At 60.3% G+C, this 20499-nt stretch carries 21 protein-coding genes; 10 read left to right on the top strand and 11 right to left on the bottom strand.

Annotated elements, in window-relative coordinates:
• Positions 1–367 precede the first annotated feature (367 nt).
• On the top strand, positions 368–646 hold the full coding sequence (locus MKK82_RS11680; protein WP_243985800.1) for a hypothetical protein: 279 nt from the start codon (positions 368–370) through the stop codon (positions 644–646).
• 1069 nt (positions 647–1715) lie between these two features.
• A complete protein-coding gene (locus MKK82_RS11675; protein WP_243985798.1) occupies positions 1716–2015 on the top strand; it encodes a hypothetical protein in 300 nt (99 codons plus the stop codon).
• Positions 2016–2194: 179 nt separating this feature from the next.
• Here MKK82_RS11675 and MKK82_RS11670 read toward each other — a convergent pair whose 3' ends face one another.
• Positions 2195–2512 carry a hypothetical protein gene (locus MKK82_RS11670; protein ID WP_243985797.1) on the bottom strand — a complete coding sequence of 106 codons (318 nt, stop codon included), beginning with the start codon at positions 2510–2512 and terminating at the stop codon, positions 2195–2197.
• A gap of 119 nt (positions 2513–2631) precedes the next feature.
• The gene (locus tag MKK82_RS11665; RefSeq protein WP_243985795.1) at positions 2632–3126 is read right to left on the bottom strand and encodes an STAS/SEC14 domain-containing protein; all 495 of its coding nucleotides are present in this window, start codon (positions 3124–3126) and stop codon (positions 2632–2634) included.
• A gap of 205 nt (positions 3127–3331) precedes the next feature.
• On the opposite strand from MKK82_RS11665, the gene MKK82_RS11660 reads away from it, so the two are divergent.
• A complete protein-coding gene (locus MKK82_RS11660; RefSeq protein ID WP_243985793.1) occupies positions 3332–4144 on the top strand; it encodes an alpha/beta fold hydrolase in 813 nt (270 codons plus the stop codon).
• Between the two features lie 227 nt (positions 4145–4371).
• Here the strand turns inward: MKK82_RS11660 and MKK82_RS11655 are convergent, their stop codons facing one another.
• Both MKK82_RS11655 and MKK82_RS11650 read right to left on the bottom strand, forming a co-directional pair.
• Positions 4372–4650: an STAS/SEC14 domain-containing protein gene (locus tag MKK82_RS11655; RefSeq protein ID WP_243985801.1), complete on the bottom strand. Its 279-nt coding sequence runs from the start codon at positions 4648–4650 to the stop codon at positions 4372–4374.
• A 222-nt stretch (positions 4651–4872) separates the two neighbouring features.
• Positions 4873–5241, bottom strand: coding sequence for a hypothetical protein (locus MKK82_RS11650; RefSeq protein ID WP_243985791.1), 369 nt, complete (start codon positions 5239–5241; stop codon positions 4873–4875).
• A gap of 306 nt (positions 5242–5547) precedes the next feature.
• Here MKK82_RS11650 and MKK82_RS11645 point away from each other — a divergent pair, with 306 nt between their 5' ends.
• The 4 genes from MKK82_RS11645 (at position 5548) to MKK82_RS11630 (ending at position 7552) form a co-directional block, all read left to right on the top strand.
• A complete protein-coding gene (locus MKK82_RS11645) occupies positions 5548–5967 on the top strand; it encodes a hypothetical protein (RefSeq protein ID WP_243985789.1) in 420 nt (139 codons plus the stop codon).
• 104 nt (positions 5968–6071) lie between these two features.
• Positions 6072–6671, top strand: coding sequence for a hypothetical protein (locus tag MKK82_RS11640; RefSeq protein WP_243985787.1), 600 nt, complete (start codon positions 6072–6074; stop codon positions 6669–6671).
• Positions 6672–6823: 152 nt separating this feature from the next.
• A complete protein-coding gene (locus MKK82_RS11635; RefSeq protein WP_243985786.1) occupies positions 6824–7027 on the top strand; it encodes a hypothetical protein in 204 nt (67 codons plus the stop codon).
• 135 nt (positions 7028–7162) lie between these two features.
• Positions 7163–7552 carry an endonuclease/exonuclease/phosphatase family protein gene (locus MKK82_RS11630; RefSeq protein ID WP_243985785.1) on the top strand — a complete coding sequence of 130 codons (390 nt, stop codon included), beginning with the start codon at positions 7163–7165 and terminating at the stop codon, positions 7550–7552.
• A 645-nt stretch (positions 7553–8197) separates the two neighbouring features.
• Here MKK82_RS11630 and MKK82_RS11625 read toward each other — a convergent pair.
• From MKK82_RS11625 to MKK82_RS11600, 6 genes are all read right to left on the bottom strand, one after another.
• Positions 8198–9136 carry a tetratricopeptide repeat protein gene (locus tag MKK82_RS11625; protein WP_243985784.1) on the bottom strand — a complete coding sequence of 313 codons (939 nt, stop codon included), beginning with the start codon at positions 9134–9136 and terminating at the stop codon, positions 8198–8200.
• A gap of 265 nt (positions 9137–9401) precedes the next feature.
• The gene (locus MKK82_RS11620) at positions 9402–9794 is read right to left on the bottom strand and encodes a hypothetical protein (protein WP_243985783.1); all 393 of its coding nucleotides are present in this window, start codon (positions 9792–9794) and stop codon (positions 9402–9404) included.
• Between the two features lie 1667 nt (positions 9795–11461).
• On the bottom strand, positions 11462–11917 hold the full coding sequence (locus MKK82_RS11615; protein WP_243985782.1) for a hypothetical protein: 456 nt from the start codon (positions 11915–11917) through the stop codon (positions 11462–11464).
• A gap of 1326 nt (positions 11918–13243) precedes the next feature.
• Positions 13244–13978 carry a hypothetical protein gene (locus MKK82_RS11610; RefSeq protein ID WP_243985781.1) on the bottom strand — a complete coding sequence of 245 codons (735 nt, stop codon included), beginning with the start codon at positions 13976–13978 and terminating at the stop codon, positions 13244–13246.
• Positions 13979–14032: 54 nt separating this feature from the next.
• Positions 14033–14857, bottom strand: coding sequence for a hypothetical protein (locus MKK82_RS11605; RefSeq protein WP_243985780.1), 825 nt, complete (start codon positions 14855–14857; stop codon positions 14033–14035).
• A gap of 58 nt (positions 14858–14915) precedes the next feature.
• Entirely contained in the window at positions 14916–15395 is a 480-nt protein-coding gene (locus tag MKK82_RS11600; protein WP_243985778.1) for a hypothetical protein, read from the bottom strand.
• Positions 15396–16095: 700 nt separating this feature from the next.
• Between MKK82_RS11600 and MKK82_RS11595 the strand changes: the two genes are divergently transcribed.
• From MKK82_RS11595 to mcrC, 3 genes are all read left to right on the top strand, one after another.
• Positions 16096–16473 carry a PH domain-containing protein gene (locus MKK82_RS11595; protein ID WP_243985776.1) on the top strand — a complete coding sequence of 126 codons (378 nt, stop codon included), beginning with the start codon at positions 16096–16098 and terminating at the stop codon, positions 16471–16473.
• A 376-nt stretch (positions 16474–16849) separates the two neighbouring features.
• Positions 16850–19072: an McrB family protein gene (locus tag MKK82_RS11590; RefSeq protein ID WP_243985775.1), complete on the top strand. Its 2223-nt coding sequence runs from the start codon at positions 16850–16852 to the stop codon at positions 19070–19072.
• Positions 19073–19076: 4 nt separating this feature from the next.
• Positions 19077–20171, top strand: a complete 1095-nt coding sequence (gene mcrC / locus MKK82_RS11585; protein ID WP_243985773.1) for a 5-methylcytosine-specific restriction endonuclease system specificity protein McrC — start codon at positions 19077–19079, stop codon at positions 20169–20171.
• Positions 20172–20217: 46 nt separating this feature from the next.
• Here mcrC and MKK82_RS11580 read toward each other — a convergent pair.
• Positions 20218–20499, bottom strand: a 282-nt coding sequence (locus MKK82_RS11580; RefSeq protein ID WP_243985772.1) for a hypothetical protein, incomplete at its 5' end; no start/stop codon positions are given.

Here is a 20499-nt window from a genome sequence, read left to right as displayed (position 1 = left end):
GCGAACATGCGCGAGGATCGTCTCCGGGCCGGCACATCCAACGTCGGGCTGGACGTCCGTGAGGTCGTCGAGGATCAGAGCGACCGATCCCTAGTAGATCCCGTCGTCCTGCGCTCGTCCACGCGTTCACCAGAATGGCCGGGGACTCGAAGATCACGTTCCCGCCCATCTTGGTGGACGATCGGGCATCCTGGATGATCACATCCAGGGATAGGGACAATGTGGTGGACCGGTCAGGGAGGGGATCGACCAACGTCCTAAAGGCATTCTCCAGGCTGTTGACCGCAGATCAAAAGAATAATGCGAGATCGGTGCATCGATTTAAGGTCAATACATCGGCGCGTTGCCGACCTGGAACCTAATAGCCATGCGTTATTGCCACAAAATCTTCTTCGAACACGACAATGCCTTCGTCACCGAAAAATTGATCGACCTCATCGACGGCCAAGCATACAGGTGCGCCGGCAACACTCATGACGATTGGGATGATGAATGGGACGACAACACGGTCATCATCCGCTTCCGATGTGAGGAGGATGCGGTCCACTCCGCTCAAACGTTCGAGCGGGCGCACGCATTCTCAATGCGCATGTTCGCCATCTCCCAACCTCTCTATCTCGGCGTGGGGCCGGTCTACGAGGAATAATCCCGATCGAATACATCGTCGGCGATGATAAGGAGATGGCCTTCCGGATCGTCGACACACCGCGGCCTTAATCACTTCCTCAAGGGACAATCATTGCTGCGCGCACGCGCTGTTCGGTGGAGAGCGCGGACTCGGTCCGGTGCGCTGTCTCCCCGATGTCCATCCCAGATGATCTTCCCGGAGCGACCGGCTCTGGCGAACATGTGGATCACCGCCTTCCAGCCGGCACGTCCAACGGTCGGACCGCCTGCCCACTGACGACGTCGAGGATCAGCGCGGCCGATCCCTCGTAGATCCCGTCGTCCGGCGATCGTCGACGCCTTCTCCTGGATGGTCGACGAACCTGATCATCACGGTCCAGCCCATCGTGGCAGACGATCGGGCATCCTCGACAATCCGGCATCCTGGACGATCGCATCCAGGGTCAGGGCGAACTGGGTGAACCGACCGGGCAAAGGTTGCGGGAGATGTCGACGACGTCGTGGAGATGGGACGCGCGGGCGATGCCGGCTCGTTCACCGATGACTGTGGGCCGGATGGTCGCCTTCACGTAGCGGCCGACGACGTTCGATCCCGGGGGCATCTTGGAACACCATGATCGTCGCGAAGAGGCTGCAACGCGGTGGATGGCGATGGGAGCGCGCGTCGAGGACAACGTGACCGTGGCGGGGCCGGCAGACGGGGCACACGGGATCCCGGTCTTGTCGATCTTGGAGAACAGGTGCTGCGAACGTCGCAACGTCGATTGAGGATGCAGCCAGGAACCGAGGATGGATCCAGCGGGTCGCGAGATGGCGCCTTCATCAAGCGGGTGCCATCCGTTGGTGGACCGGCTTCAACGTGAGCGAGATCAAAGGCTTCCCCACGTACTTCGATAACCGGAGGACCACGGCAGTCAGATCAAGACGGCTAGAGCAACGGTGAACGGGGGGGTGGTGGGGTGAGGGTCGGCGACGATCCGGAGGTGTAATCTGGGCCTGAAAACGTGGTCAAGGTGAATAATGCGCGCCTCTGACGTCCCGGGTTAGAACATTCTTGTCGGCACGGAGCCGGCAAGGACCAAAAATACATGAGACACTATCATACTCTGCTCGCTCATGAGAACGATGACGCTGTCAACGAGATGCCTCGTAGGCTGATCACTGCTCACGCCGATCTTTCCACGCGAGGCCGGCGTTACAACTGGTGCTACGAGTGGCGGCACGATCATGTCGATGTGCATTTCCGGGCGAAGGCCGACTGGCAGCATTTCGAGGAGACATTCGAGCGGAAGCACGACGCCTTCCTGCGCAAGCACAATCTCCTCGAACCGGACTCTAATTCGATGGTCGACCACGCCAGTGTCGACGTTAAGCTTACTCACCAGTGAAGCTACCGCTGCGATCTGAACCGATCGGAGCGAGCCTCAACCTACGCTGCGGCGGTGATCGCTTCCCCCTGGAGGAACGAGCACCGTCGCGCCATCCGGAATGCGAAGTCCACCTTTCGGAAAGAACTCGGTGAACGGGTCAGGAAGGAAGCTCGACGTGCGGCTTCAAGGCTCGTCGTTCACGACGGATGACAGGTTTGGCGAACCGGGTCCGTTCGGCCAGTCATCCTGGATGTTGGACGGCGCATGATCGGCAGATAGGGCACCCAGGCCTCCATCAGCGCGGCCGCGCTGTCGTTGTCGGCACAGCGCACGTAGATGGTCGATACACCGTTCAGCCGTCGGGCACGACGCTCGACGATCTCGCCGTCACCTCGCTTCCGTATAAGGTCGAGCAAGATGGGATCGTCCTTAATATTGACAGTCAGTTGAGCCTCATTCCGAGCCGGATCACGTAGTGGGACAGAGTCCGGCTCAGCAATTTCGCAGTAACGCATTGCTTTGTTCTCCCGGGATACTTCAGGAGTATTTATCTTCCGATTGCCCCTTTTTCGTTGCAGATAAAGCTTGTTCGGGGGCATCCCTGCGACTGGAACACGTAACGGCCTCGCCTATACTAAGTGGCAGCCGGCCCAGCTTCACTGAGGTAAGCCCAAGCCGCAGCCTCTTCAGCCAGATCAAACGTCTTCGTCTCGACCGGGATAACCGTCCCCGATAGCTTGATCATGGCGCGAGCAAACATTGGCGCGCCGACCACAACGTACTTTCGGATGTGAGCGACCGAGCGGACCTTCACCTCGTTAGCGTAGCCGTCGAACTTCGCGTCGAGGGCCGAGCCTTCGTAGTTCGACATGATCAGCAGCATATCGATTTTGCCGTGCGCCTTCATGGCCTCGTCGGTGATCGCGGACATCCACTCGATGTCCGGCTTCGTGATCTTGTCCTTGATCTCGAAGGCGATGAGATCGGCCCGCGGAGCGTCGCGTTGGATGACGGACCCGTCTGGTGCTGCGTTCATGAGATTCTCCGGGGCCGTCGTTTTGGCAGTGGTCGAAAACCGCGCGGTCGTCGGTTTAGATCCGCAGACGCCCAGGGTGCGGCTATCGAGCACGACAAGGGCTCCACCGACGTTAGATTCGTGCCTGCGGAGTAGCAGGCCCGACACTCATCAGATGAGCCGATCAGCGTGCGCTACCTCCGCCCGCAGTACTCCAGCGGTTCGTCACTGGCCGCCCGATATGGTTCACAACCGTTGTGGGTGTATGCGAAGGCGATCCCTAGCCTTTAAGCTCAGGTGGCGAATGAGCGGACCAGGAATGACGATAAACCGCAAAGGCGTCCTGGCAGGCCTCTCCGCTCTCGGAATGGCCGCCCCCCTTTCTCGCACCTTCGCGCAGGCGCAGCCGATACCGGAGCAAGCCAAAACCTACGTGCTCGTGCACGGAGCGTATGGGGGCGGCTGGATCTGGCGCGACGTCGCTGCGGGATTGCGGCGACAGGGTCATCAGGTCTGGACGCCAACGCAGACTGGGCTCGGCGACCGCAGTCACCTCCTATCGCGCGAAATCACAGTCGATACGCATGTCCAGGACGTGGCGAGCCTCATCGAGATGGAAGACCTGCACGACATTGTCCTCGTGGGCCACTCCTATGGCGGTATGGCGGTCACCGGGGTCGCAGACCGTATGACGAACCGGATCAATCGGATCGTCTACCTCGATGCACTGATCCCCGAGAATGGGGACAGCGCGTTCGCGCTCCTGCCCGCTGGCATGGCGGATGCCCGCCGCAAAGCGGCCCTCGAACAGGGAGCGGGCGTGGCACTGCCGGTGCCTGGGCCAGATGCGTTTCCAATCCCCGCGGGCCCGTCCAAGGATTGGTTCATGCAGCGGCTGCGGCCGCACCCAATCGGCACCTACAAGAGCCCTCTGAGGCTGAGCAAGCCTGCGGGCGCCGATTTGCCGGTCACCTACGTCGCTTACACAAACCCGGCGCTGGCCTCGATCGAGCCAAGCCGACAACGGGCTCGATCCAAGGTTGGCTGGCACTACCGGGAGCTTCCGGTGCCGCACGATGTGGAAGTGGCGAACCCCGAAAAGGTCGTTGCGGTGCTGGTGAGCCCAGCCTGATCTCTGGATCTCCGTTAAGACGGCTGGCGAAGGCCCGCACGTGAAAGGGCCCAAGGAGAAGCTGTGGATGCGTAACGAGCAGGAGATGCTGCTCGACGTGGTTCTGCACGCAATGGACACAACGTCGTTCGCGACTTTGGCCGAGGCTGCCTGAGCGGTAATCTGAGGAGCGGAAGGCGCATCAGGTGCCGTCCTTTTTTCCAACGTCGTGACGCCGCCCGACACCCTCAATCCGCGGCTGGTCCGACCTCTGCAAGGTTGGCCCACGCCGCGGCCTCCTCAGCCAGATCAAACGTCTTCGTCTCCATTGGCATCACCGTCCCCGACAGCTTGATCGTGGCGCGAGCGAACGTTGGCGCGCCGACCACAACGTACTTCCGGATATGGGCGACCGACCGGACCTCCACTTCGTTCACGTAGCCATCAAACTTCGCGCCTGTCCCACCTGTCCACACGCGCGACATCAGTGCGCGCGTCATCCAGCAACGGCTGCCTTCGATCAGCATGGCCACAAAGGTCTTCGGACCAGATGCACGGAGGGACACACACACCCGTGGCGCGCCAAGCTCGGTGCCGAGAAGTTGACGCCCGAGGAACAGTGCCGCCGGTTTGAAGAACCGGCGCGTGAGGCTGGATGCGATGAAGGGTCGGAGGCGCTTAGATGCTGCCGTGAAGAAGATCTGTCAGGCAAAGCAAGGAACAGAAGAATATTCTCCTGGCAATCGCGATCAGAAAACAGCTAAAAGCAAATGAAGCACCGCGGCTAATTCTACTTGACTGTATCCTCCGCTAAATGCCGCAATCTGAGTGAGGCTAGTTCCGCTATAAACCTTACTTCCAGACGTATGCGCAACTTGTGTGAGGCTTGTGCCTCTATATATTTTGTCCCCGTCGATTTTGGCAATTTGGTTTAAGCTGGTGCCTTGATATACTTTGCCGCCGTCGACCTTCAAAATCTGCGTTAGGCTCGTACCCTTGTAAACTTTATTTCCATCGATCTTGGCAATTTGCGTTAGGCTTGTACCTTGATATATTTTTCCGCCATCGATTGTGGCTAAAACATTTAGGGACGTACCCTGCGTTACTTTTACCGGCATTTTGCTCTCCGCGTGCCGCTCTAAGATAGCAAGCCGGCCTTGGCGTGCCTACCACAGATTGCCATGCTGTCGCCGTCGACGTAACAAACACACGTTGACGGCATTCAATCATCGGCAGCCAGGGTGTTGGACGCGCGTGAGCAGCAGTTGCATTCGGAACGTTCCAGCACCTCGATCTTAGGGACTGAATGCATCGTGAGCGCATCCTCGCCAGACAACATCCGCAAGGCCATTGCCCGACTTCCCGTTCAGTCTTCTGAGGAAGTGCGGAGGGTGCGCGGACAAGCCCTTCGGCTAGGAGCCTCGATGCTCATCGAGGCATGCGATGCCGAGTTGCTAGCGCGGCCGTTCGATATCACCCAAGATAAGGCCATCGCGTTCAACCGGACGGCAACACAGGTCCACAACCTCGATCTCGCCTCCGCCATCAGGGTCGCTTTCACCAAGGTGCAGCCGGCGAACCTAGACGAGATCGACGTGCTCCGCTGGATCGCCGCCAATCCGGGTGGGACCTACCAAGACGCCGAACGCGCCCACGGCAAGGGCGACCTTGCCCTCATCATCGGGCACTTAGTCTACGAACGCTTCGGGTGTTTCCGCCGTTTCATGGTCCCCGGCGACGATCAGTCCAGCGTCCTGCTTCAGAAGGACCGAACTGGAGGACGGGTCCGCTATACCTTGAAGCCTGAAGCCTATGCCGTTTTCTGTGAGATCGGTGTGATATGAACGCTGGTCTGATCACATAAGGGCGCGCCAGCAACTCTCTGCGGGGCTCGTTCTGCATAGTCACCTTAGAGTATCGTGTCTGCCGAAGAACAACGGGGGCGACGATGGAGAACGTGTTCACGGCGGTCATTGCTAGTCTAACGACCGTAACGGCATTGACGGCTGGTGTGGTTTGGTTCGGCGGCAAGGCCACCGAGAAGCTATTAGACGTAGCGGTTTCAAGAATAGAACATCAGCACAAGCTAAACGAGTCGAGATTTGGAATTGCAATAAAATCCAGTCTAGATTTCAAATCACAGCAATTAAATGATTTTTACTGGCCAATTTACATAAGATTGCAGAAAGACAATGCGATATGGAACAGAATTCTTGACAAAAGAAGCAAGGACGACAAGATCAAGGCAATAGGAAGAGAAATTGAAATGAATGAGGTATTGCCTAATCATACTGAAATCGTTCAAATTATTCAAAGCAAGATACATCTCTCCCAGGCTAGTCCAGAACTCCAAGCAGCGCTTATGCAGTACGTCCGTCACGTCGCAGTCTACAAAGCGATGCGGGCGGCGGGAGATGATGACCGTTTCCCGATCGCGCTGGGAGAGGTGTGGCCCGATAAGCTGTTTGGCCTCATTGAAGCAAATACCAAAGGACTCCAGAAAGATTTCGATAGAAGCTTGTCAGAAACGCTAAATGAGGGCAGGTAAAAATATCCGCCTATTCTACTCTCGGTGTCATCGGTGTGATTGACCTCCAGGAAAAGGACTAACCCGCCCCCTTCCAGATCAGTTACTTATCGCGCCGATCGGCGCCTAAATCGCACTCTGGATCACACTCTGAACAAGGGATTAATTCGCGAATGAGGATCGAGACGTGGAACGTCGAGTACGCGGCTACCCGTGAGAAGAATGTCCGGCGCCTCGCCCTGCTCGAGGAGCAGGACTGCGACGTGTGGGTACTCACAGAAACCCACGACGACCTCGAACTCTCGATGACGCATGCGGCTGTTTGCAGCGCGCAGCGTCCGACTGGACGGACCGGCGGCCGCTGGGTGACGATCTGAAGTCGCTTTCCGATCGTACGGGCCATACCGCTGGTTAATTCAAAGCGCACTGTTGCCGCCCTAATCGATGCTCCGACTGGCCCGCTGCTCATCTACGGCACGGTGATGCCATGGGCGAGCGACCGTGGCGACAACATGTCGGACGAGCCAGTTAGGAACTGGTCCGAGCATCACCGGATCGTCGTCCAGCAGGGTGAAGAGTGGGCTGATCTGCGCCGCCAGTATCCGAACGCCGAACTGTGCGTCGCGGGCGATCTCAACATGAACCTCGGTGGTCCGCACTACTACGGCACCGCCCAGGGCCGCCGCCTGCTGCGCGCGGCTATGGCAGCATCCGGTTTGTTCTGCGCCACCTCAACGGAGCGCATCCCACCCGGCGCTCTGATGCACCCGCCCATCGATCACGTACTGCTGCCGATGGCCTGGGACAGTCGCTCAACAGTTGCAGGCACCTGGGAGGGGCGCGTCGGAACAGGACCTCGCCTGAGCGATCACAGCGGTTTGGCCGTGGCAGTCACGCTGTAGGTCGCGCAACAAAGGGCGCGGCCATGTTGCTCCTGTCGCCGGCCTTTCATGACGCCGCGCCGATCACGCAGGATCTGGACGGGAGCAGGCTGGTGGTGTGCCCTGTCCATCAGGCAGCTACCTCGGCCTCGAACGCTTCCAGCAGTTCATCTGCCTCGTCGACGGCATGCGGGTGCAAAGCGTCTTCAAGAGCAGGGTACCGATAGATGGTCCCATCATCGTTGATCGAAGTGAGCCACCTTTCGCTTGCGCCGAGCCAGAGTGGTGCTTTGCTTGTGCGATGAGCACCCGTTCACCAGCTTCGTCAGACGTGGATGACGCCGCGATCCTGACTTCGGTATGGACCCGTAACCGGCTCCGTAGGGAAGCTCACCTACCTTTGCTGCCTGTTCGGGAAACTTTTGAGCGCGAGCGTGCGCAGGCTCGCTGGCAAGCCCATGTTGAGCATCATTACGACCGCGTTCGGGCCGAGGTGCTGGCGGAGCGCCGCGCAGGGTATGGTGAAGGCTGGGGTCTCAGCGTTGGCGGGAAATGGGCCGTTCACCTGCTGGCTATGCAGGTCTTGACGACAACCTTCAACGACCGGCCAGCGAATATCTAAGAGTCGACGCTTGGCGTACCATGACCTTTGCATTTGCGGCAGGCTCAGTTCGCAGCCTTCCCCCGCAGGGCGAAGGCGTTCGTGGGCTCGATGGCGAGTGCGCGGTCGAACTGCTTTAGGGCCCGGATCCGATCACCCTTGTCGCGGTAGGCAAGCGCGAGGTTGTTAAAGCACACGACATAGCGTGGATTGATTTGCACAGCCTTTTCGAAGTCGACGATCGCGCGATCGACCTGTCCAAGCTGTCGCAGGACGCTGCCGCGGCCGTTCAGCGCGGTCGGAGTTTTCGGATCGATTGCGAGGGCGATCTCGAAATCCGACAGAGCGAGCCGGATTTTCCCGAGGGCGTCGAGGGCGACCCCGCGGTTGCTGTGATAGATCGCCGTTCCCGGCTCCAAGCGGATCGCCTCGTCATAGTCCTCGACCGCTTCGGCGTTGCGCTTCTGCAAACGCTTGGCAAAACCCCGGTTGTTGAAGGCCGAGGCGTAACTGGCGTCCGCCGCGATCGACTTCGTGAACAGCCTCTCCGCTTCTTGATGGTCGCCAAGCTTCAAGAGTCGCTCTCCCTGATCCTCGTACCGGACCGCCGTCGCCCGGCTGCCTCCACCCCGCTCGGCGACTGGGGGGCTGCCGCAGCGGTAGTAGATGACATCACTGCCCCCGGGGAGGCCGCCGATCACGAGGGTTCGCCGGCTGCCGTTCAGCTTGAGAGCGCGGCGGTATTCGCGCTGCAACGCGCCCGTACAACTCATATCAATCTCGTCGCGCGAGGTGCCGATCACGGATTTCAACTCGCAGGCCCATCCCTTGGCGCGAAGACTCGATCCCGCGACAATCAGCGTCCGGCCGCTACCCAGGAAATCTCGGCTGCCGCAGTCGCGCCGATTTATCGACCAAGCCCCCTCATAGTCGGCCGCCGTGACGGTGACCGGTCCGAGGGCGACGCTGGCGAGAACCGTCGCGAGGAATAGGGTGTGACGCATGTGGTGGTCGTGTCCATTTTGGTCGGAAGCATGCAAGCGCGCCGGCCATGATCGGAGGCCGCCTTCTAAAAATGCTTCGCAATACTGAAGCTTTGGCGCCATCAATGGTCAAACGATCCTCACCGTCAGCCATCTTCTGGCCAGACTGGATGACCCAACCGCGTCTCCGGCCCGCAGACCGCTTCCGCCGGACGTTGGCGGCTCCAACGCGTGATGGAGGGCGAGCACCAGACCATCGATTGCGGTCGCGCCGAGTAGGTGTTGGTCAGCGCCCGGTATTCAGAACGGAAGGCGGTTTGCCGTCTGTCCGGAACGCAGCCTCGTAAGGCCCGTTCGGAGTGTCGGCGTGGCAAGCAACGGTACCGGCACGCTGGTAGGGATTGGTAAAGCGGCACGTGCCCACCGCCGAGAGACGGTCCGTCTTACCTTTGTAGGTGAAAAAGATGCCATCAACGGGTTGCACGGCGGTGTCCGCATTGGGCTTCACCTGCCGGCTACCCATGCCCGTGAAGGTGAGTGCGGCGCCCGCCTCCGTCACGAAGTAGAACCCAACGCGCCCATCAGGGTAGATCGTGTTTAGAAGCTTGCCAGAGCACTGGTTCCCATACTCTCGATTCTGGATCGAGAGGCGTGTGCATGTACCGTTGGCAACCGCCATCGTTGGCTTCGTCCCGGCCGACGCATCTAGCGTGGGCGCTGCGAGAGCAAGGAGACCAAGGGAGACGCAACGGCAGGTCAGCATACAGATAGGATAGGCTAAGCTCGAGGTTGTCGAGTTCAGCGTACCGGTATCAACCGCTGTAGCTGATTACCTTGGCCAATTGGCCGGCGCCCCACGTTATACGTCGTGTCACGACTCCGCAGGTTGGAGCGCAGTGTATGGTGCTGGCGGTCGTACATGCCGGGCCTTGTCTGCTGTTTTCCCCGGGCCGCACGTCATCACACAGAGCCCCCAGGCGCTGCCCGGAGTCCTTTGAGGCCGTGGCGGCTTCGCGCCAACGATCGGCTCGTCCGAGACGCCAGGACTGCGATGGCCACGAATAGGACGAATGCTTCCCCACACGGGTTCATCTCACCATCCGACGCTACCAGGACCGCGCGCGATATTCGGCCAGGGCTGTCTTGCTGGCTACGGCTCGGTCGCGGTGCCCGCCATGTCGCGGGCGATGTCTGCCACGCGTGCGGGGCCAGAGCATCGGCACGATCGCGCTCACGGCGCACGTCGGCCCGTTCACGCTCTACGTCGGCGCCAAGCTCGGCTGACCGGCTCCTATTAAAACGTCCCGCATGAGTAAGCCCATAACGGGGCGATCGTTGCGTAATCGCTCAGCTTGAGGGTAGAAATGCAGACCACACTGCGAGTGAAAAATGGCCAAATCGCTAGGTACGTGCTTACTGTTACTTATAGCCACCGAAACAGCGTCAGCTAATCCGTTGTCCCTTCCGCTTACAATGGGCGACTATTCTCTAGGTCAGTGCGTGCCCAGATCAAATATCGAAGAGAGTATGGGTTACTACACAATGCCGACTGGTCCTCGGAATTACAGGAATTTTTTAACTCCTGATGCCGAAGGGACTTTGGGATCGTGCTACCTAGCGAACGTTTCTCACACTGGAAGCCGGTATGAGGGCGTTGCGAGATGTAGCGAGAGTTCAAAGACCGATTGGCCACCGAAAAATCCCTATCGATTTTCTTATGACATCATCAACAACAAAACTTTTGTCTCAAGAGGCAAAAGGTATCATTGGTGCGCGCCACATCGATAGGACATTTTATTCACAGAGACATCAAATTTGAGCGAAACGATGATACTGCGCTTTGCCGCCACTGTCCTTGCCGCCCTGACATGGACCCATTGCGTTTTAGCTCAGCCTTTTGAAGGTTGGTGGATAGTCCTGGCATCCTATCCAAAGTCAGAAGAGAGCATGACCGATGATGTTAGAAAAGTGTTGCAGCAAGCGCGTCCTTGCGCAATAAAAACTTTCAACGATTTTTCGGGGAAGTTCGCCGGCTTTACGCCGGGATACATGGTGTTCGTCCCGGCAAACTCACCATATCTCGACAGAGATATAGCCATTCGCGGGCTTAGTAGCGCTCAAAGATGCTTCCCCGGAGCCTACGTAAAGCGCGCTCGATACCTGGGGGAGTAGGCGCGTCGACACCATCGATAATGAGGCGTACAGCGTCGGGCGGGCAGCATCACGGGATCCGCCCTACCAGTTAGCGCACCACCGATCACCAAGTCGTCGTGCTCGTCATCATAGCGGCAGCAGCTATCTATCGCCAGAACGTCCCGCATGGGCAAGCTTATACCGAGGCAGATTTCAGAATTGACTGGGCTTCGTACCCAGCTTCCAAGCGCACACCTTCGCGGCTGCATTCATCCAGCATCCTCCTTGCTTGGTAAGTTGACCAAGCGGGTCTTGAGCGTGGCTTTCCGCAGCCTTGCCGTTCCAAAAACCATCACCTTTTCTTGAACCTGCATCTACGCCATTGACCGAAGCAAAATATTTGGATGGCGCCCCAGTATCAACCATACCTATTGAAAAGCCTCCTCCTTTACCCATCATTACATTACAGCGATCGTTGAGATATATCTTTCCGGATACCCGTAAATAACAGTCTCCGGATTCCGATCGGACCCCGCTGGGCACTATTGATGCAAATACAACCGCCAGGACCAAAAATCTTACGCGAGTTTCGAGTCTCATAATTTGAAAATCCTTAATGCTGATTGCTAAAATTCTCGCAGGCAGAGATAAAGTTTCGAACAGCCACATTTGGTTTCGGGAGCGCCATCGAGATGCCCTGAACACCAAACAGAATGATCTTAGCGATCAACATCTCCTTTATAGGCTCCAAGTTGGGAGAATTGACAGACACCTCGATCGCGTCTTCCATTTCATTCTTCGCGCGCCTCCACCCACGCAGAATATGTCGAGTACCATCTGTTCGAAATGTAGCAGGAATTCCAGCCTCCGGAGCTTGCTCTTTCAAATCAACGGGCCAGGCCGTCAGTTCGATTTCACCGGAGCGTAGACATTGAAACATAAGGTTTTCAAATGACATGCGTCGGTCGTGCCGATTGCTTGCTTGCAGTCCAAGCTTCGGACCTTCGGTTTTGTTGGCCTTCGCATACATCCATATACGCGTTTGGCGAAAATCGAAGGAGGAAGCGTGCTGTGTGTTGAAGCAAATTAAACAAACTGCTAATAATAATGTCTTCGTCGATCGCATGTCGGCAGACTTTTTGCGCAACTCTACTTCACTCGCACTGAAAAATTGTGCCAGTTGCTGCTTTGTCGGCCAATCATATTATGCGACAACCAACAGCTTTTCGACGTTGACTCACACTACGACCGCAGCCTCGGGATCGTCTCCGTTCACCGTCAAACGCCCTGCCGCTAGTATGACACGCGAACTTGTTCGATCCCACCTGCCGGGTCCTCGTGGTAATGTAGCCCTGTACCTCTGAGCCGGTGGTCACCTTGAGCGCCCGCGCAACCATTATCTGAGCAGGCGTGAGGCTGGGCTGAAGCGTGATCGGCTCGACCCACGGCTGTATCTCGATGCTGTGGCTGCGAACGTGTCGGAGATGCGGGTCATCCGGGCTTGAGAGGCGGGTGTCGTCACCGAGTTTTTCGTGACGGGATTGGCAGTCGCTCGACGTGGCAGGCCTGCCAACGCCCCACACATTACCGCCACGGCAAGTGCCGCCCCGCGCTCATCTTCAAGATCATCGCCGTCGCTTCCGCTGCCTGATTGTGAACCCTGCTCACAGTGGATGACCTCATTCGGCACCGTTCCAATCCCGGAAAATGTACGCGTTGACCCGCTCCTGCGTCGGCGCGGGCAGATTTTTGACCAGGAGCGTGAGCATCTGCCGTCAGCCCGTCTCACTGTTACTTATGCGAACCGTTCGTACCTTCTCGACACGCCAACTGGTGACGAATTCGCCCACCAGAATCCTGTCGTCTGGGCTCCAAAATGGGACCGAGCCGTAATATGTCGCGCCTACGGCCTATAAGCCCCTTCGCTCGGCGATTACGTCGGTGGTCTCGCACGGGCCCACCACTTCGTTGCTGAAGACGGGATCGACGCCCTGCTCAGCCGACCGTCACCTTCACATAGCGCGAGTGGATCCAGCCCGCCTTGCACGGCCCGGTGTACGGCATCCTAATCGGCCACGGCGTTCCTGTGTTGCAGTCCATCGAACGCGGCCCGTACACGACTCCCATCCATGCGCCGCGCTCTTCGCAGATGACGACCTCGTTCCCGTTGTAGAGCCGATCGAGTTCGGCAAACGGCTTGCCGCCTGGACCGCTGCGAACGGAGAGGAACCCGTCGCCCCGGGGATCGAGCCCGACCACGTACCCGCCGCCGACGCACGCGTCGTACTTCTCGCTCCCGCCGATCACGATCGGAACGTCGATCTTGCTGCCGCCGGCGGCCCAAGCGGTCGAGATCGCCGGGACCGGGCTTTCCGCACGCGGCCTCGTGCCGGGGCGCCATGCGCAGACCTTGGCGCTCGCGTTCACCCAGCAGCCGCCCTGACGGACGACGTCACCGAGCGGGTCATGTGCATGGCGCTCGGCCTGGACGCCGTTCCAGTACGCCTGGGCGCCTCCCGAAGCAGCATCGATATCGACGGTGGCGAAGTACTCCCCGTCGCCCGCCATGAACCCACCGCCTGGATAGAGAGTGATCCGACAGGGGCCGTCCAGGTATGCCCGACCCCTGACCAATATCAGGCACTCCCCCAAGATCCTCTCGTCCGCCTTGGTGGCGTCGGTGCCGAGGAACGTGACGCCGACGAGCGCCAACAGTGCGAGACCGCGCATTCCCATCTCCAATGGTGGGGTCGACCGATCCCGGGGCCCGGGTCGGGGAGTGCTTCAGTTGGCCTTGACCATGATCTGGCACAGCATGTCAGACACGCCCCCGTCGGCCAGGAAGCCCATCGCCTTCTGGGTGTCGGGATCGGCCATGATCCGGCTCTGCTGACCGTTGTCGAAAACGATCAACGTCCTCTCTTCCTTGACCGTCCGGTAGACTGCCCACTCCCGAACGCGGGTCGCCTTGGTGAACCCGACGTAGTTCGACGACGTGCGCGCGATCCGGGCGCTGCCCTGGCCATCCATGACGAACTCGATGTTCGTCCCCGGGCACGTGCAGGTCGCGACGCCCGATTGTCGGTAGCGGGGGTAGTTGATCGGCTCGCCCTTGCCAGTCGAGATGCTGCCGGCGGTTGCCGCCGGGGCGACCGTCGGCTTGACGTCGAACCCGACAATCCGAACGATCCGTCGCTTGGCCTTGTCGACCATGGCGCCGCACGAGAACCCGGAGATTTGACCGTTCTTCCGGAAAATCTTGCAAGCCCCGTCGTCGACGGTCTGCGCTTGCCCGCCTTCGATGTAGATTCGCCGGACCTGGATCATGTCGGGCCCGTCGAAGTCGCCGGCGAACCCGATCATCGAGTTCAACGCTGAGTCCGAGCCTTTCGTCGCGAACGTCATCAGCACCCGCGACGGATCGTTGTTCGGGTTCATAATCACGACCGAGTTGCAGGAAAACCGAGATTGCCGCTTGGTGAGATCCTCGCCTCGCATGCCCTCAGCGGTATGGCTCGACTGAGTGCAAGCGCCGTCGAGGATGGTCGGCGTCGCGAACTTCTCGGCTCGGGCGGCAGCGACGGGCCCGATCGCCAGTGCGGCGATCAACATCAGGCGTTGGATCAGCATGAAACTCACTGACGGTTCGGTGGGGTCGGTCGCGATCTCAGCGCTTGCGAGTTAGCAACGTGCGCAAGCTGTGCTTATCGGTGACGTAGAAGATGTCGTTCGCCTGCCAGCGACCGGCGATCTCGGTCATCTCGTACCGGATCACCGGGTGGATCTCGGGCGATGGGATGACGTCAAATCTGACCGTCACGTCGACTCTGGTCGGGGACGGCTGGGTCGAAGAGATCGACGCCACGGCATAGGACTCGGGTTCCTGGCTGGCGGTGAACGGGTCGCCGTCGAAGTCCCGGGCGCCTTTCATGAAGACCCGGTAGAGCGGCGCGGCCAAGAACCGCTTGAGATCGCCCTCTTTGTCTTCCGCGGTCAGGGTAGTGCTGAGATCGCGAGCGAGCGCCTCGCGCACCGTCGCCTCAGCGGCCCGGATCGTCGGTGACGCTCCAGGCGTGCTACGCTGGACCAGACCTTGGGCGGATGCTGGCCCGATCGCCAGGATAAGGACGGCGATCGAACGCCACATCGTTTCCCCTTCAGGTAGCACGCACCGCAACCTGAGAGAGAGGCTACCATGGGCCGGGCGATGGTCAAGCTTACGTCGACGCGTTCGATCGTTAAGGTATATGCAGGGCGTCGAACGTTCCGGCGCTCGCAGAAGTAGACTTGTGCCGTTCGGGTGAGCGCGGCCGGCCTTGCGGGTAACGCCGGCACGAACACTTAGCTGGCGGCTGATAGCCGAGCGAAGCGTGGGACGAACGCTGTGACCTCGAAATTCATGGCGCTCTCGATGACGCGCTGGAGGTTACGGCGTTCAGGCACGCTTTCGTGCGGTGGGTTCCAAGGCGAAAGTTAGGTTGTCGTTCGGTTACGGCTTTCGTTGACGCAGGTTGATGATTGTCCAGCCACCATGGAACTGGACCATGCCTTTGAGAAGCCGGCTGTTCACGTATGGCCCCACCGCGGTCGTCCCGCAGCGAAGACTGTGGTGGCGACGACGTCATGCGCTTGGCTGAATAGGGTGCTGGAAGGCCCGCGAGGGGTTCTTGTGCTAGTGAGCGCAACTTGGGCCGATGTCCGCTTCCAGGCAGACTTCGTAGGCTGCTGTACGACTGGGTCGAATCAGCAGCGGACAAACTCAAACCTGAGGCTCGTCCTTCGATTGCCGTACCGACGGTATGGCGGCATGCTCCACAATAAGCGCGGTATGCACGAGGCGATCGACCATGGGCCTGCTGGACGGATTGCTTGGACACGGCACCGCAGTTGACGCAGCCTCACTCGAACGACGCCTGGAAGGCATCTTGATCGACGGGGAGACGACGAGGCTTGCTTTCAAGATAATCCGGGACGTCTTCGTGTTCACCGAACGACGCGTGATCCTGATCGATGTCCAGGGCGTCACCGGAAGCAAGGTCGAGTTCATGTCCGTGCCGTACCGCGCGATCGTACGCTTTTCGGTCGAGACGGCCGGCACGTTCGATCTCGACGCTGAGTTGAAGATCTGGGTATCGGGCAATGCGCAGCCGATCGAACGGACCCTCAAGAAGGGCACGGATGTCCGGGGAATTCAGCGGGCGCTAGCTGAAGGCGTTCTGCGGTAGTTCACCGTCTCACCATGTCCGAGACGACCGTCTCCGAGGACCCTCGTCCAGGATCGAGCGTAGTCTGACGCCATTGCAAAAACGACCTTCCGGTTCCCGCGAATGCTGGTGAAGAGGCCGACATCGCCAGCGCCGACCATCCCGACTGCGTCGGCCACACCCTTGCCTGTTCCGTTCACCGGGTTCGACGTGGCTCTGGATCCGGTCATCCGGGATGAAGGTCGGGAAGCCGTTCTGTGCCCGCGATCTCGAAGGCGTCGGCGAGCACAGGCAAGCGAGCGCGCGAGCAAGCCGGAGCGACCGGAGCATGAACTTTAGGTTGAAAGTGTTGGCTGCCACAAGGGTTTGAGGTAGAGACGAGAAAAAGGGAGTTGAGATGCACAGCCTCGGTCCAGCCGACCTGCGTGGCCTCTACGAAGGCGAGTTCGCTGCATATAGGGACGAGGATTGGGCCAAGGAGTGGCGCCGCAACTACGCGAACCAAGTTCACAGGGTACTCGATGCCGACCGGGCGGCATGGCACGCGCCGGAGTTCCAGAGGATGCTCTGGGACGCGTCGGATGTCTCCGGCATCGGGACGGGCCAAGCAGTTACCGTCGTCGGCGCCTACCCGGACAAGAACTTAGCGGACCTCTTGTTCGACGCGCGTGGCTCTTTGGACGGGCTCGGCGTCGAGGATCGCGGCAAGCGCCTACAGGCGCTCTTCGACGAAGTGCTGGCCTTGGTTTACCCACGCTACACGCCGCGACGTCCCAAAGCGCGATTGGTGCGGCTGCTCGCCTCCATGTTTCCGCACGACATGACCTGCTTGATGGATGCGGGCCGCGTGTTCGGGGTGCAGCGTGCGCTGGGCGCCTTGCGATTGCCGGGTGGCTACGTCGCCCAGCATCCGAGCTTGCGGGAACGGGTGCGCGAGGCGGTCCGTCCGTCAGCGACGATCGAGGAGGCGATCGACCAGTCGATTTTCTGCTGGTTCCTTTGGCAGACGAAGGTGGAACGTGCGGATGACGGTGCCGTGGCGCTGCCGCCGCCTGAACGCGGAGTCAATGCGCTCCCGCCACTCTCTCTTCTTCCAGCCAATGCGCAACGCCGGGCCCTGGCTGCTGTCAAGGACAACATCAACCTGCTCGTCACGATGGTGCGCGAGGCTGAACAGGGCATTGCTCGGGAAGACTTGATCGATGTGATCCTCAACGAGGCGTCTCAACTCAACGCTAGTTCAGCGCCCAACATGATCTCCCAAGCGATGGGCGGCCTCGGGCTGATCCGACTTGAGGACGGCAGCTACCGTCCGACCGAGCGCGGCCAGGAACTCCTGATCGCGAGCGACCCTGCACAGGTCCTCCGGCCCCCCTTGGTGGGAAGGGTCTTCGGGATGGGGCACCTTCTGCTCATGGTTGGCCGCGAGCCGGGCGTTCTACGGCACAGCGAAGCGGCTAGGCGCCTGCAAGATCTCGTCCCGACCTGGACCTCGACGCTACCCGGTTCGCACATCGTCTCCTGGGCAAGGCTGGCGGGCCTTGTCCAGCTTGACGGCTCGACGGGCGGGGGCCGGCTTGTCCTGACAGAGGATGGCGAGGACTATGCTGCGGCGCTGCCTGCAGATTTCGAGCGGCTGTGGCGGCTCACGCCTGAGCAAGTCGTCGAGGCCGACGGGACCTTAGGGGAGGATGCGGCACCCACGCCGGCACAGCCGGCGACTCCAGCGCCGCGCTACGACGCACAGTCCATCATCGACGAAGGCTGTTTCTTCGGGAAGGATCGCGTCGAGGCCGCCGTGGAGCTTCTGCGGCGAAAGAAGAATCTGATCCTCCAGGGGCCGCCGGGCACGGGCAAGACTTGGCTTGCGAAGCGGCTGGGCTACGCGCTGATCGGTGCGAAGGACACCGAGCGGCTGGTTGCCATGCAGTTCCAGCCCTCACTCTCGTACGAAGATTTCGTGCGTGGCTGGCGGCCGGACGGGCGAGGCGGGTTAAGGCTTGCTGATGGCGCTTTCCTGGAAGCGGTGCAGGCGGCGGCTGCCGAACCCCAACGGCCCTACGTCCTGGTGATCGAGGAGGTCAACCGCGGCAACCCTGCGCAGATCCTTGGGGAACTGCTGACGCTGGTTGAGGCCACGAAGCGCGGTCCCGAAGAGGCGCTGCGCCTCGCCTACCCGCGGTCGCTCGACGAGCGCGTGTACGTGCCCGACAACCTCTATATCGTCGGCACGATGAATCTCGCCGACCGCTCGCTGGCTCTAGTAGACCTTGCGCTGCGCCGACGCTTCGCCTTCCTCACCCTAATGCCGGAACTCGGCCCCTCTTGGCAGGCATGGTGCATTGACCGGGGAGTTCCGCCGGCATTGGTCTCCGAAATTGGGGCGCGCATGGACGCCCTCAACGGAGCGATCACAGAGGACCGGGCGCTCGGCCCTCAATTCCAGGTCGGCCATAGCTTCGTGACCCCAGTCGGCGACACCGTCCTGTCGGAGGATGGCTGGCGGCGGTGGTATGACGAGACCATCGACACCGAGGTCGCGCCGCTGCTCGCGGAATACTGGTTCGACAACGCCACGAAGGCGCTTGAGCGAACGGCTGCGCTCCGCTTGCAGAGTTGAGGGGGTGAGCGTCGCCTTGGCTGTCGATGAGCAAGCGACGTGGCGCAGCCACGGCGGCATACCCGTTCGCAACCTCTGGATGCTGCTGGTTTACGCCGCAGACTTGGCCGGCTTCCTTGATCGGGCAGAGGCGGACGTCGACGAAGAGACCGAACTGCCCGAGCTTTTAGCGATCCTACTCGCCACCGTGGTCGAGCGCCGCCTGCGACGCAGCCTCTCGCGCGGCTATCGGATGACCGAGGCCGCGCTCCCGAGGGTGCGCGGCCGCATTGACTGGCTGGCGACAGAAAGCGGCTCGCTACTCCGGCGCGGATTGGTCGCTTGCCGCTTCGAGGAACTGACCAACGATACACCACGCAACAGACTGGTACGGACTGCGCTCGAACGCATGTCAGCCGTCGTCCCGAAGCCCGAGTTATCCCGGCGCTGTGGGGCTCTCGCGCGAACTCTGGCCGCTCAGGGTGTGGGCAGCAAACGCCCGACCCGTTCGGAATTCTCGAAGGACCAAGTCGCGCGGCATGACGTCGAAGACCGCCTGATGGTGGCCGTCGCGACAATGGCGCTCGATCTCCTGGTCCCAGCGGAAGCGGCGGGCGATGTTCACCTCACGCGTCTTGATCGTGACGAGCGCCTGCTCCGCCGCATCTTCGAGAAGGCCGTCGCGGGCTTCTATCGGCACGAACTCGGAGGCACGCGGAGCGTGCGGGTGCAACTCGGCCTTAGCTGGGACATGGCCGCACCCACGCCCAATCTCACCGCGCTTCTCCCGGGCATGCAGGCCGACGTGATCCTGGAGGACGCAAAGCGCCGGACGGTTATCGACACCAAGTTTACCGGGATCCTCACAGCCCGTCCCTATGGGGGCGAGTCGTTCAAGAGCCCGCACCTTTACCAAATGTACGCCTACCTTCGGTCCCAGGCCGGACGGGGTGACATGCGAGCAGACACCGCCCAGGGGGTGCTGCTCCATCCGTCCCTGGATCGCCACGTCGACGAGAGCGTGACCATCCAAGGGCATCGCGTTCGGTTCGCAACAGTGGACCTCGCACGTTCCGGGGCGGATGTACGCGGCAGGCTACTCGAAATCGCAGGCGCATGACCTCGTGCGTGTACGAACTCCTGAGGGCGCACCTCGACAAGACCCTTCACGCCGAACCGAAGCGGCGGAAGTGCAACGGTAGAGCGGTACCCGCAACGTGGGCTCGAAAGGCGGACATCAACGAAATCGGCAAGCCAAACCCAGAGCACGAGATCGATGAGAACATGGCTGTCAACGTCAGGTTCGTCGGCCATTCTGGTGAACGCGTGGACGAGCGCAGGACGACGGGATCTACTAGGGATCGGTCGCTCTGATCCTCGACGACCTCACGGACGTCCAGCCCGACGTTGGATGTGCCGGCCCGGAGACGATCCTCGCGCATGTTCGC

It is taken from the genome of Methylobacterium sp. E-046 (assembly GCF_022829625.1).
In the GTDB taxonomy this organism is placed as follows: domain Bacteria; phylum Pseudomonadota; class Alphaproteobacteria; order Rhizobiales; family Beijerinckiaceae; genus Methylobacterium; species Methylobacterium longum.
This window is presented reverse-complemented; position numbering and strand designations above follow the sequence as displayed.

What these genes read in the sequence shown, in the direction of transcription:
- MKK82_RS11680 (WP_243985800.1), top strand. Translation starts at nt 368, where the DNA reads ATGCGTTATTGCCACAAAATCTTCTTCGAACACGACAATGCCTTCGTC.
- MKK82_RS11675 (WP_243985798.1), top strand. Translation starts at nt 1,716, where the DNA reads ATGAGACACTATCATACTCTGCTCGCTCATGAGAACGATGACGCTGTC.
- MKK82_RS11670 (WP_243985797.1), bottom strand. Translation starts at nt 2,512, where the DNA reads ATGCGTTACTGCGAAATTGCTGAGCCGGACTCTGTCCCACTACGTGAT.
- MKK82_RS11660 (WP_243985793.1), top strand. Translation starts at nt 3,332, where the DNA reads ATGACGATAAACCGCAAAGGCGTCCTGGCAGGCCTCTCCGCTCTCGGA.
- MKK82_RS11655 (WP_243985801.1), bottom strand. Translation starts at nt 4,650, where the DNA reads ATGCTGATCGAAGGCAGCCGTTGCTGGATGACGCGCGCACTGATGTCG.
- MKK82_RS11650 (WP_243985791.1), bottom strand. Translation starts at nt 5,241, where the DNA reads ATGCCGGTAAAAGTAACGCAGGGTACGTCCCTAAATGTTTTAGCCACA.
- MKK82_RS11645 (WP_243985789.1), top strand. Translation starts at nt 5,548, where the DNA reads ATGCTCATCGAGGCATGCGATGCCGAGTTGCTAGCGCGGCCGTTCGAT.
- MKK82_RS11640 (WP_243985787.1), top strand. Translation starts at nt 6,072, where the DNA reads ATGGAGAACGTGTTCACGGCGGTCATTGCTAGTCTAACGACCGTAACG.
- MKK82_RS11635 (WP_243985786.1), top strand. Translation starts at nt 6,824, where the DNA reads ATGAGGATCGAGACGTGGAACGTCGAGTACGCGGCTACCCGTGAGAAG.
- MKK82_RS11630 (WP_243985785.1), top strand. Translation starts at nt 7,163, where the DNA reads ATGTCGGACGAGCCAGTTAGGAACTGGTCCGAGCATCACCGGATCGTC.
- MKK82_RS11625 (WP_243985784.1), bottom strand. Translation starts at nt 9,136, where the DNA reads ATGCGTCACACCCTATTCCTCGCGACGGTTCTCGCCAGCGTCGCCCTC.
- MKK82_RS11620 (WP_243985783.1), bottom strand. Translation starts at nt 9,794, where the DNA reads ATGGCGGTTGCCAACGGTACATGCACACGCCTCTCGATCCAGAATCGA.
- MKK82_RS11615 (WP_243985782.1), bottom strand. Translation starts at nt 11,917, where the DNA reads ATGTGGCTGTTCGAAACTTTATCTCTGCCTGCGAGAATTTTAGCAATC.
- MKK82_RS11610 (WP_243985781.1), bottom strand. Translation starts at nt 13,978, where the DNA reads ATGCGCGGTCTCGCACTGTTGGCGCTCGTCGGCGTCACGTTCCTCGGC.
- MKK82_RS11600 (WP_243985778.1), bottom strand. Translation starts at nt 15,395, where the DNA reads ATGTGGCGTTCGATCGCCGTCCTTATCCTGGCGATCGGGCCAGCATCC.
- MKK82_RS11595 (WP_243985776.1), top strand. Translation starts at nt 16,096, where the DNA reads ATGGGCCTGCTGGACGGATTGCTTGGACACGGCACCGCAGTTGACGCA.
- MKK82_RS11590 (WP_243985775.1), top strand. Translation starts at nt 16,850, where the DNA reads ATGCACAGCCTCGGTCCAGCCGACCTGCGTGGCCTCTACGAAGGCGAG.